13 protein-coding genes are annotated in these 11542 nt (G+C 41.3%); all 13 read right to left on the minus strand.

The window, feature by feature from the left end:
• Positions 1-169 precede the first annotated feature (169 nt).
• Entirely contained in the window at positions 170-589 is a 420-nt protein-coding gene (locus tag AC3KVK_RS16460) for a F0F1 ATP synthase subunit epsilon (protein ID WP_490311289.1), read from the minus strand.
• Between the two features lie 14 nt (positions 590-603).
• The gene (gene atpD / locus AC3KVK_RS16465; RefSeq protein WP_086745790.1) at positions 604-1989 is read right to left on the minus strand and encodes a F0F1 ATP synthase subunit beta; all 1386 of its coding nucleotides are present in this window, start codon (positions 1987-1989) and stop codon (positions 604-606) included.
• Between the two features lie 34 nt (positions 1990-2023).
• Entirely contained in the window at positions 2024-2884 is an 861-nt protein-coding gene (gene atpG / locus AC3KVK_RS16470) for a F0F1 ATP synthase subunit gamma (RefSeq protein ID WP_490311288.1), read from the minus strand.
• Positions 2885-2934: 50 nt separating this feature from the next.
• Positions 2935-4476, minus strand: coding sequence for a F0F1 ATP synthase subunit alpha (gene atpA / locus AC3KVK_RS16475; RefSeq protein ID WP_490311287.1), 1542 nt, complete (start codon positions 4474-4476; stop codon positions 2935-2937).
• A gap of 15 nt (positions 4477-4491) precedes the next feature.
• On the minus strand, positions 4492-5025 hold the full coding sequence (gene atpH, locus AC3KVK_RS16480; protein WP_490311286.1) for a F0F1 ATP synthase subunit delta: 534 nt from the start codon (positions 5023-5025) through the stop codon (positions 4492-4494).
• Between the two features lie 16 nt (positions 5026-5041).
• Complete coding sequence (gene atpF, locus AC3KVK_RS16485) at positions 5042-5512, minus strand: F0F1 ATP synthase subunit B (protein WP_490311285.1); 471 nt, start codon at positions 5510-5512, stop codon at positions 5042-5044.
• 41 nt (positions 5513-5553) lie between these two features.
• The gene (gene atpE / locus AC3KVK_RS16490) at positions 5554-5799 is read right to left on the minus strand and encodes a F0F1 ATP synthase subunit C (protein ID WP_054206604.1); all 246 of its coding nucleotides are present in this window, start codon (positions 5797-5799) and stop codon (positions 5554-5556) included.
• Positions 5800-5852: 53 nt separating this feature from the next.
• Complete coding sequence (gene atpB / locus AC3KVK_RS16495; RefSeq protein ID WP_490311284.1) at positions 5853-6710, minus strand: F0F1 ATP synthase subunit A; 858 nt, start codon at positions 6708-6710, stop codon at positions 5853-5855.
• A gap of 15 nt (positions 6711-6725) precedes the next feature.
• Complete coding sequence (locus AC3KVK_RS16500) at positions 6726-7106, minus strand: ATP synthase subunit I (RefSeq protein WP_490311283.1); 381 nt, start codon at positions 7104-7106, stop codon at positions 6726-6728.
• A gap of 145 nt (positions 7107-7251) precedes the next feature.
• The gene (locus tag AC3KVK_RS16505; protein ID WP_490311282.1) at positions 7252-8193 is read right to left on the minus strand and encodes a ParB/RepB/Spo0J family partition protein; all 942 of its coding nucleotides are present in this window, start codon (positions 8191-8193) and stop codon (positions 7252-7254) included.
• Between the two features lie 21 nt (positions 8194-8214).
• Positions 8215-9000: a ParA family protein gene (locus tag AC3KVK_RS16510; protein WP_490311281.1), complete on the minus strand. Its 786-nt coding sequence runs from the start codon at positions 8998-9000 to the stop codon at positions 8215-8217.
• 15 nt (positions 9001-9015) lie between these two features.
• Entirely contained in the window at positions 9016-9636 is a 621-nt protein-coding gene (gene rsmG, locus AC3KVK_RS16515) for a 16S rRNA (guanine(527)-N(7))-methyltransferase RsmG (protein ID WP_490311280.1), read from the minus strand.
• A 16-nt stretch (positions 9637-9652) separates the two neighbouring features.
• Positions 9653-11542: a tRNA uridine-5-carboxymethylaminomethyl(34) synthesis enzyme MnmG gene (gene mnmG, locus AC3KVK_RS16520; protein ID WP_490311279.1), complete on the minus strand. Its 1890-nt coding sequence runs from the start codon at positions 11540-11542 to the stop codon at positions 9653-9655.

The following is an 11542-nucleotide window of genomic DNA, read 5'->3' on the forward strand; positions in this document are numbered from 1 at the left end:
ATTTCCTTTTCCATGACGAAAAAATACAACCGTGTATTCATAAAAAAGTATGGTTTAAATCTGTTTGTAAGCAAAAAATCGAATATGTTATTTTTTCATGTTCCTCCTATGTGGAATTTTAGACATAAAAAAAGCCACCTGCTGGTGGCTTTTTATTCGGTATGCTTGTTTACTTGCGAAGTGTTTGAAGTACTTTTAACTGCGCAATTGCACGAGACAATTCAATTGCAGCTTCTGCGTAATCAAAATCGCCGGCATCCGCTTTAGACATGTGCTCTTCAGCACGACGCTTAGCTTCTAATGCGACCTGTTCGTCAAGATCTTCGGCACGTACAGCAATATCAGATAGTACAGTTACAACGTTCGGTTGAACTTCTAATGTACCACCAGCGATGTAGATCATCTCTTCATCACCATTTTGCTTAACAACACGAACCATACCTGGTTTAAGGGCTGTCAGTAATGGAGCGTGACCCGGGTAAATACCCAACTCACCTTCACTACCTGAAACTTGGAGTGTTTCTACGCGACCAGAAAAAATAGTATTTTCTGCGCTAACTACATCCAAATGAACAGTCATAGCTGCCATATTAGCCTCCTAAATTACATGTTTTTAGCTTTTTCGATCGCTTCATCGATAGAGCCAACCATGTAGAATGCTTGCTCAGGAAGCGTATCATAGTCACCGTTTAAGATGCCTTTAAAGCCAGCAATAGTGTCTTTAAGTGAAACGTATTTACCTGACGCACCTGTAAATACCTCAGCAACGAAGAACGGCTGAGATAGGAAACGTTGGATTTTACGAGCACGAGATACTAATTGCTTATCTTCATCTGATAATTCGTCCATACCTAGAATCGCGATGATGTCTTTTAGTTCTTTATAACGCTGAAGAACTGTTTGAACACCACGAGCAGCATCATAATGCTCTTGACCAATTACTAATGGGTCAAGTTGGCGAGATGATGAATCTAGTGGATCTACCGCTGGGTAGATACCCAGTGATGCGATATCACGAGAAAGTACAACTGTTGCATCTAAGTGAGCAAAGGTTGTTGCTGGAGATGGATCCGTTAAATCATCCGCAGGTACGTATACCGCTTGGATTGAAGTAATTGAACCAGTCTTAGTAGAAGCGATACGCTCCTGTAAAACACCCATCTCTTCAGCTAGTGTAGGCTGGTAACCTACCGCTGAAGGCATACGACCTAGAAGTGCTGATACTTCAGTACCCGCTAGTGTGTAACGGTAGATGTTATCTACGAAGAAAAGTACATCGCGACCTTCGTCACGGAACTTCTCAGCCATAGTTAGACCTGTTAGAGCAACACGTAAGCGGTTACCTGGAGGCTCATTCATCTGACCGTAAACTAGCGATACTTTATCAAGTACGTTAGATTCGTTCATTTCGTGATAGAAATCGTTACCTTCACGCGTACGCTCACCAACACCAGCAAATACTGAGTAACCACTGTGCTCGATTGCGATGTTACGGATAAGTTCCATCATGTTTACGGTTTTACCAACACCCGCACCACCGAATAGACCAACTTTACCACCTTTAGCGAATGGACATACAAGGTCGATAACCTTGATACCAGTCTCTAAAAGTTCGATAGAGCTTGATTGATCTTCGTAGCTTGGTGCTGCACGGTGAATAGACATACGCTCTTCTTCACCGATTGGGCCCGCTTCATCGATTGGGTCACCAAGTACGTTCATGATACGACCTAGTGTCGCTTTACCTACAGGAACCTGAATCGCTGCACCTGTGTTTTCTACTGCTGCACCACGACGTAAACCGTCAGTAGTACCAAGTGCGATACCACGTACCACACCGCCACCTAGCTGTTGTTGAACTTCTAGAGTTAAACCAGCTAAATCGCCATCTGTAATTTTGACTGCGTCGTATACGGCAGGCACGCTATTTTGTGGAAATTCGATATCCACAACGGCGCCGATAATTTGGACGACCTTACCTAAACTCATGTCTATTCCTCTCGTTAAACTTTGCCAAAGCAGCTTAAACTGCCGCTGAACCAGCTACGATTTCACTGATTTCTTGTGTGATCGCAGCTTGACGCGCTTTGTTGTAAATAAGCTGAAGCTCATCCATCAGGTCGCCTGCATTGTCTGTTGCAGCTTTCATTGCAACCATACGAGCAGCCTGTTCTGAGGCAGCATTTTCAACCACACCTTGGTATACTTGAGACTCAATGAAACGCACCAATAAAGCTTCTAAGATAGCTTCAGGGTTTGGCTCATATAAGTAATCCCATGTGTGAGCAGATACTTCTTTTTCAGCTTTTGGCAAAGGGAGTAACTGATCGATCGCTGGCTCTTGCTTCATCGTGTTAACAAATTTATTGTAAACAACAAATAAGCGATCTATTTTACCTTCACTGTATGCATCGAGCATTACTTTAACCGGACCAATTACATCCGATAATGAAGGCACATCACCTAAACCTGAAGTTTGTGCGAGTACACTCCCACCAAAACGATTAAAAAAGCCTGATGCTTTATTGCCGATAGCAGCAAAATCAGCATCTACACCTTTTTCTTTCCACGCTTTGATTTGTAGTGCAACTTGCTTGAACTCATTTGTGTTCAAGCCACCGCACAGACCACGGTCTGTAGAGATGACGATATAACCAACTCGCTTTACTGCACGTTCTTCTAAGAACGGGTGAGTAAAATCAAGATTAGCTTGAGCAATACGACCAATCACTTTACGTATACTGTCAGCGTATGGACGGCTTGAAGCCACACGGTCTTGTGCTTTCTTCATTTTAGAAGCAGCAACCATTTCCATTGCGCTGGTGATCTTTTGAGTATTTTTAATACTCCCGATCTTGCTTTTAATCTCTTTTCCGCTGGCCATGACCTAATCTCCGAATCAATCTAGGTGACCGAAGTCACCTAATTAATAACTTACCAAGTTTGCGTTGCTTTGAACTTTTCTAAAAGCTCTTTAAGCTGCGCTTCGATCTCGGCGTTGTAGTTACCAGTTTCGTTGATTAGAGCCACAAGCTCTGCGTATGTGCTATTTGCATAAGAAAGTAATGACGCTTCGAAATCCATGATTTTAGCGATTTCGATATCTTTCAGATAACCTTTCTCAGCAGCAAATAGAGACAGAGACATTTCAGCAACAGACATTGGTGAATATTGTTTCTGTTTCATTAGCTCAGTTACGCGCTCACCGTGCTCTAATTGTGCACGAGTGGCATCATCAAGATCTGAAGCGAACTGAGAGAACGCTGCTAGTTCACGATACTGTGCTAGCGCTAGACGGATACCACCACCTAGTTTCTTAACGATTTTAGTTTGAGCTGCACCACCAACACGCGATACCGAGATACCAGCATTAACTGCCGGACGAATACCTGAGTTGAATAAGTCAGTTTCTAAGAAGATCTGACCATCGGTGATAGAGATAACGTTAGTAGGTACGAACGCAGAAACGTCACCACCTTGAGTTTCAATGATAGGCAATGCCGTCAATGAACCTGTTTTACCTTTCACTTCACCATTAGTGAACTTCTCAACGTAATCAGCGTTTACACGTGATGCACGCTCTAGAAGACGTGAGTGAAGATAGAATACGTCACCTGGGTATGCTTCACGGCCTGGCGGACGCTTAAGCAGTAATGAGATTTGACGATAAGCAACAGCTTGCTTAGATAAATCATCATATACGATTAAGGCATCTTCACCGCGGTCACGGAAATATTCACCCATAGTACAACCAGCAAATGGTGCTAGGAATTGAAGTGCAGCAGACTCAGATGCAGAAGCAACCACTACGATAGTGTTTTCTAATGCGCCGTGTTCTTCTAATTTACGTACTACGTTTGCAATCGTAGATGCTTTTTGACCAACCGCTACGTACACACATTTAACGCCTGTACCTTTTTGGTTAATTATCGCATCGATTGCTAATGCTGTTTTACCAGTTTGACGGTCACCTATTACTAGCTCACGTTGACCACGACCAACTGGAATCATCGCATCAATAGATTTATAACCAGTTTGAACTGGCTCATCTACAGATTGACGCTCGATTACACCTGGTGCAATTTTTTCTACTGGTTCAAAACCGTCGTTATCTAACGCGCCTTTACCATCGATAGGAGCACCTAGCGTGTTTACAACACGACCAAGTAAACCACGACCTACAGGCACTTCTAAGATACGACCAGTTGATAATACTTTTTGGCCTTCTGTTAGATCCGCGTAAGGACCCATAACTACCGCACCTACAGAGTCGCGCTCAAGGTTTAATGCGATAGCAAAACGGTTGCCTGGAAGCTCAATCATCTCACCTTGCATACAGTCAGCTAGACCGTGGATGCGGATGATACCATCTGTAACAGATACAATTGTACCTTCGTTACGGGCTTCACTTACAACTTCGAACTGCTCAATACGTTGTTTGATCAGATCAGAAATTTCAGTGGAATTAAGTTGCATGCTCTTTCTTCCCAATTACGATTGAAGTGTTACGGCTAGGCGGTTTAATTTACCGCGAATAGAGCCATCAATTACAGTATCGCCAGCCTTAATAATAAGACCACCAACAACTGCAGCGTCTACACTACAATTCAGCTTAACTTTGCGTGCGAAACGTTTTTCAAGTGCCGCTACCAATGATTCCTGCTTGCTAGCAGTCAGTTCAGTTGCAGAAACGACGTTCACGTCAATTTCTTTATCATAATCTGCTTTAAATTCAGCAAATAATGCAGCAACTTCAGGTAAGGCGACTAAACGTTTGTTCTCAGCCATTACTTTAACAAGGTTTTGGCCATATTCGTTGAGTTGCTCTGCACAAATTTTGATGAATACATCAGCTTGTTCAGAGGCAGTAGGTATGCCTGCTAGAACAGAAGCGGCTTGTTCATTGCTGGCTACTTGGCCAGCAAAAAACAACATTTCGTTCCAGCTTTCTACAGCACCTTTTTCAACGGCAAGTTCAAAAGCCGCTTTAGCGTATGGGCGAGCGATAGTAGTCAATTCAGACATGCTCAGACCCTCCTAATTAAAGCTCAGCAACAAGTTTTTCAACGATGTCACTGTGAGCGGCTTCATTAATCTCGCGCTCAAGAATTCTTTCAGCGCCTAAAATAGCCAATGTAGAAACTTGCTTACGCAAATCTTCTCTAACACGGTTACGTTCAGCTTCAACTTCAGAATGACCTTGAGCAATGATACTTTCGCGCTCTTCGTGACCACGAGCAGTCTCTTCGTCAACAATTTGCGTCGCACGCTTTTTAGCTTGTTCAATGATATCAGCCGCTTGAGCTTTTGCTTCTTTAAGCTGATCAGCAGCTTTCTTTTGCGCAAGTTCTAAGTCTTTTTCGGCTCTATCAGAGGCAGCTAAACCATCTTCGATTTTCTTCTGGCGAGCTTCAATTGCACCGTTTAGTGGTGGCCAAACGTATTTCATACAAAATAATACGAAGACCGTAAACGCAATTAATTCACCGATAAGAGTGGCGTTTAAATTCACAACCGCTCCTCCTTAAATAGTAAGCTGTTCAAAAAATAAAATTAAAGTACGAACAACAATACCATTGCGATACCAACACCAATCATTGCAACAGCATCGATTAGACCAGCAAGGATGAACATCTTAACCTGTAGTGAAGGAGCTAGTTCAGGTTGACGAGCACATGCTTCTAGGAATTTACCACCCATGTTACCGAAGCCGATTGCAGTACCGATAGCACCAAAACCGATAAGTAGAGCAACTGCGATAAACTTAATTGCTTCAGGCATTGATAATACTTGTTCCATTTTTTTCTCCAAAGTTTCAATTGTAAATTAAAGTTAAATATTAAAAGTAAAAATTAGTGATTGTCTGAACTAGCCATACTTAGGTAAACAATCGTCAGCATCATAAATACGAATGCTTGAAGAACGATAACTAAGATGTGGAATACAGCCCAAATAAAGTGTAACGGTAGCTGATATAAACCTACCGCGCCGATTAAGATGAAAATCAACTCACCAGCATATAAGTTACCGAACAAACGCAGTGCTAACGAGAAAGGCTTAGCCACTAATGCAATTGTTTCTAGTAATAAGTTACAAGGAATTAAGAAAATCATTGCAACTTTGTTGTTCGTGCTGAACGGGTGCAATGTAAGCTCTTTAATGAAACCCATGATTCCTTTGATTTTGATTGAATAACCAATCATCAATAAGAACACACCTAACGCAAGCGCAGCCGTTAAGTTGATATCTGTCGTTGGTACGATTTTCATGTACACGTCATGTGAATCCATACCAAATGCTGTTTCACCAACGAAACCAGCAAAAGCAGGTAAGAAATCAACCGGTATCAAGTCCATTAAATTCATTAAGAATACCCAAACGAAAATCGTTAAGGCTAATGGCGCTATCAGACTGCTTTTACCATGGTACGTATCGCGAACGTTGTCACCAACGAACTCTACGATCATTTCAATGAAACACTGAAATTTCCCAGGTACACCTGTTGTTGATTTTGTAGCGGCACTTCGGAAGATCCATAAAAATAAAAGACCTAAACCGATAGACCATGCGAGGGTATCTACATGCCATGTCCAGAACCCACTGTCGGCACATGCTTTATTGAAGGCTAGACCGGCGTCGGTCGAGCACATCTTAGCATTCGTCAAGTGGTGCTGAATATGGCTAGATAGAGTAACTTCTTCTGCAGCCATGTTATATCCCAAAAGTTAATGATTAAAAAAAACGGGCGCGAACAATCCGATAAATAACACCAGTACATAAGCACTAAAAAAGGGTAATAGCATTACCGAGTAAAACTTAAGTACAAATGCAAACATTATGATTGTTAGCAAAAATTTTAATCCGTTACCTCGTTTTAGCGAGGCATACACTTGATTTGCGCGACTGGCACCCACATAACGGAATGCATAGAGCGCAAATACAAAATTAGGGAGTACTGCAACAAGGCCACCTGCACCAGCAGACAGTCCGGCAAGAACTCCCCAACCTAAAAAAACAAATACTGCACAAATTATTGCAACACTACTCTGAAAGGCGATTAACTTTAAAGCAGCCATTCTAAATCGGTTTGTTAAATGATTGACCAATTACTAAACCCTGTTTGAATGACAATTAATCGTCAGAGTACAAAAAAACTGGCAAAATTATACCGATTTCTAGCAGTTTTGCAACTTGAGTGATACATAATTGCAGTAAATAAAAATAACTTAAACAGCCGATAAAGCCTGATATTTATTCAGTTATTTGTTCAGTTATTTGTTCAGAATTAATCCGTTCGATAATGCCATCTAATTCTTCCAAACTCGTGTAGCTGATCACCATTTTACCTTTACCTTTTTTGTTGTAGCTGATTGCTACATTCGCCCCTAAATTATCTGATAATTGACGTTCTAATTGTTCAACATCAGGATCTTTGACAACTTCAGGTTTATCAGGAGTTGGTTCGAGTGTATTTTTAACTAGCTTTTCAGTTTCTCTAACAGTTAACGCTTTTGCAACAACTACTCGAGCAGTATCAGATTGAATATCACCCGTTAGCGCGAGTAAGCAACGGGCATGGCCCATTTCAATATCGCCATATTCGAGTAATTTTTTAACATCATCATTCAGGTTATTTAAACGTAATAAATTCGTCACAGTAGTGCGAGATTTGCCTACAGCATCAGCAACTTGTTGATGAGTGAGTTCGAACTCAGTTAATAATCGCTCAAGCGCAACAGCTTCTTCCATCGCATTAAGATCTTCGCGCTGAATATTCTCAATTAGTGCTATCGCAACTGCAGCCTCATCGGGGACATCTTTAATAAGACAAGGGACAATATCTAACCCAGCTAATTGAGCGGCACGCCAGCGTCGCTCACCAGCGATAATTTCAAAGCTATTTTCAGCAATTGAGCGTACAACTATCGGTTGAATAATCCCTTGCGCACGAATAGAAGCAGCGAGCTCTTCAAGTGCTTCTTCGGACATATCACGGCGAGGCTGATATTTACCAGACTTTAAAAATTCAATGGGTAATTTTTGCAATTCACTGGGGATTTGATCAGCAGCAGAGTGTGATTCAGCTTGCTGTGGGGCGGTTGATTCTTGCTCTACAGCTGCGACTGAAGGGGGCTTAGATGACATGAGTAAAGCATCAAGGCCTCTTCCTAGCCCACGTTTTTTTGCTGACATATTTAGCACTACCTCTAATTTTTATGCGACTGCTGATTTTATTTTTTCTTTGCGGCGTAACATTTCACCAGCCAATGCTAAATAGGCTTTAGCACCTGAAGAAGAACGGTCATAATACATGGCTGGCGTACCAAAGCTTGGCGCTTCAGCAAGTCGAACGTTACGAGGGATCACAGTACGGTATACTTTTTCACCAAAATGTTGTTTGAGTTGTTCAGAAACATCATTGGCTAAGCGATTGCGTGGATCGTACATGGTTCTTAAAATACCTTCAATTTGTAATTTTGGATTTACCAATTTAGCTAATTGAGTAATGGTATCCATTAAAGCCGTTAAACCTTCAAGCGCATAATATTCACATTGCATCGGCACTAAAACTGAGTCTGCTGCAGCCATAGCATTAACCGTAAGCATGTTCAATGACGGTGGGCAATCTATAAAGATGAATTCATATCGATCACGAATCAATTCAAGTGCGTTACGCAGTCGAACTTCACGAGCAAATAGCTCCATTAATTTCACTTCAGCTGCAGTGACATCACCATTTGCTGCAATTAAATGGTATTCACCTGATGTATCTGTTTGAACGACTTCATCAAATGGCTTTTCATCCACCAAAAGATCGTAAACGGTTGCAACGTCTGAATATTTATCGACGCCACTCCCCATAGTTGCATTACCTTGAGGATCTAAGTCAATTAATAAGACCTTTCGTTTTGTTGCCGCCATTGAAGCAGCCAAATTAACCGCGGTTGTAGTTTTACCTACACCACCTTTTTGGTTAGCTATTGCGATGACTTTTGCCACAGTATCCCCTGACGCTTAGTCTTTTTTTAGTATTATTAGATGCCTTTCTGCATGCAATTCAGGCACTTCGAGTGCAATGTCTTTTTCAAATTTAATTTGCTTTGGTAAAGACGCAATCTCATCACTTGGATATTGCCCTTTTAAAGCAATAAACCGCCCTGAATGATCAATCAAGTGTCCACACCAGTCAACCATATCTTGAAGCGATGCAAAAGCTCGACTTAAAACACCATCTAGTTTAACAGGTGCTTGAAACTCTTCCACTCTAGATTGAACAGGTGAAATATTATTTAATCCAAGCTCATGTTTTACTTGAGTAAGAAAACGAACTCGCTTACCTAAACTATCAAGTAAAATAAATTGTGTATCGGGCAACGCAATTGCCAAAATGACACCTGGTAACCCAGGGCCTGTGCCAACATCAATATAATGCTTGCCAGTTAAATGCGGTGCAACCACTAAACTATCGAGAATATGTTTCACCATCATTTCATTTGGATCACGAACTGAAGTGAGGTTATACGCTTTATTCCATTTATTCAGCAACTCAACATATTTAACTAATTGCTGTTTTTGTTGCTCAGTTAGCTCAATATCAGTTTGAGCTAACAGTTTATTTAATTTTTCGAGTAACACACTAAGCCTTAACTATTTAAGCAAGTTTGCGGATCAAGCCTTGTTTCTTTAGATATACCAATAATAACGAAATAGCGGCGGGTGTGATACCTGAAATCCGAGATGCTTGACCAATGGTTTGCGGGCGAACATCTGTTAACTTAGCCACGACTTCATTAGATAAGCCTGAAACGGTCGAGTAATCATAATCCGCAGGTAAAATCGTTTGTTCATGACGAAGCTGCTTTTCTATTTCTTCTTGCTGACGGTTAATGTAACCTGCATATTTGATCTGAATTTCAACTTGCTCAAGAGCTTGTTGATTATGGCTTTCAGAAGCTAATCCCTCGATCTTCGTTAATTCAGCATAACTAACTTCTGGACGACGGATCAGATCTTCCAAACTGGCTTCACGTGATAAAGGCGCTTTAAGTAAACTATTTACAGCATCAATTTGCGGGTGATCTTTATGGATCCAGATATCTTTTAAGCGTTGTGATTCTTTTTCTATTTCTTCTAATTTGTCATTAAAAGCCGCCCAACGCTCATCATTGACTAGCCCTAACTCACGGCCTTTCGCTGTTAAGCGGAGATCTGCATTATCTTCTCTAAGTAATAAACGGTATTCAGCACGACTCGTAAACATACGATAGGGCTCTTTAGTCCCTAACGTTGCTAAGTCATCAATTAAAACACCAACGTATGCTTCATCCCTTCTTGGAGTCCAAGCTTCTTTTTCTTGAACTTTTAATGCTGCATTCATACCGGCAATTAAGCCTTGTGCACCCGCTTCTTCATAACCTGTAGTGCCATTAATTTGGCCTGCAAAAAAGAGTCCTTCAATAAATTTAGTCTCTAATGATTGCTTTAAGTCTCTAGGATCAAAGAAATCATATTCTATTGCATATCCAGGGCGGCAAATATGTGCATTTTCGAAACCTTCAATTGATTGCACAATTTGTAGTTGTACATCAAAAGGTAAGCTTGTTGAGATCCCATTAGGATAAAGTTCGTGCGTCGTTAAACCTTCTGGTTCAACAAAGATTTGATGGCGATCTTTATCAGCAAATCGCATGATTTTATCTTCAATTGATGGACAGTAGCGTGGGCCTATTCCTTCAATAACGCCCGCATACATAGGCGAACGATCTAAATTTTTACGAATAACGTCGTGAGTTTTTTCATTGGTATAGGTGATATAACAAGGGATCTGAGTTGGGTGATCGCTTTGTTTTCCCATAAAAGAAAAGACTGGGGTAGGTGTATCACCTGGTTGAGTCTGCATTTTACTAAAATCAACTGTTCGTGCATCGATCCGAGGCGGTGTCCCCGTTTTTAAACGATCAACTCTAAACGGTAATTCACGTAAACGATGAGCTAGTGCGATCGATGGAGGATCACCTGCACGTCCACCACTAAAGTTTTCCATACCTATGTGAATTTGACCACCAAGAAAAGTACCGACAGTTAGTACTACTGAACCACATGAAAAGCGTAATCCCATTTGAGTGACAACACCTACAACACGATCATTTTCAACGACGAGATCATCACACGATTGCTGAAAGATCTTTAAATTTTCTTGGTTTTGTAATGTTTGTTGGATGGCTTCTTTATAAAGTTTACGATCTGCTTGCGCACGTGTTGCACGAACCGCTGGGCCTTTAGAAGAATTTAATGTTCTAAATTGGATCCCACCTTTATCGATTGCTTGAGCCATTGCGCCACCTAAGGCGTCGATTTCTTTAACTAAATGGCCTTTTCCGATCCCACCGATAGCTGGATTACATGACATTTGACCAAGCGTATCCATATTGTGAGTTAGCAACAGAGTATTCATTCCCATTCGAGCAGAGGCTAGCGCGGCTTCTGTGCCTGCATGTCCACCACCTACTACGATTACATCGAAATGTTCATGAAAAATCAT

Source organism: Pseudoalteromonas sp. J2K-J979 (assembly GCF_058169715.2).

What these genes read in the sequence shown, in the direction of transcription:
- AC3KVK_RS16460 (WP_490311289.1), bottom strand. Translation starts at nt 589, where the DNA reads ATGGCAGCTATGACTGTTCATTTGGATGTAGTTAGCGCAGAAAATACT.
- atpD (WP_086745790.1), bottom strand. Translation starts at nt 1,989, where the DNA reads ATGAGTTTAGGTAAGGTCGTCCAAATTATCGGCGCCGTTGTGGATATC.
- atpG (WP_490311288.1), bottom strand. Translation starts at nt 2,884, where the DNA reads ATGGCCAGCGGAAAAGAGATTAAAAGCAAGATCGGGAGTATTAAAAAT.
- atpA (WP_490311287.1), bottom strand. Translation starts at nt 4,476, where the DNA reads ATGCAACTTAATTCCACTGAAATTTCTGATCTGATCAAACAACGTATT.
- atpH (WP_490311286.1), bottom strand. Translation starts at nt 5,025, where the DNA reads ATGTCTGAATTGACTACTATCGCTCGCCCATACGCTAAAGCGGCTTTT.
- atpE (WP_054206604.1), bottom strand. Translation starts at nt 5,799, where the DNA reads ATGGAACAAGTATTATCAATGCCTGAAGCAATTAAGTTTATCGCAGTT.
- atpB (WP_490311284.1), bottom strand. Translation starts at nt 6,710, where the DNA reads ATGGCTGCAGAAGAAGTTACTCTATCTAGCCATATTCAGCACCACTTG.
- AC3KVK_RS16505 (WP_490311282.1), bottom strand. Translation starts at nt 8,193, where the DNA reads ATGTCAGCAAAAAAACGTGGGCTAGGAAGAGGCCTTGATGCTTTACTC.
- mnmG (WP_490311279.1), bottom strand. Translation starts at nt 11,542, where the DNA reads ATGATTTTTCATGAACATTTCGATGTAATCGTAGTAGGTGGTGGACAT.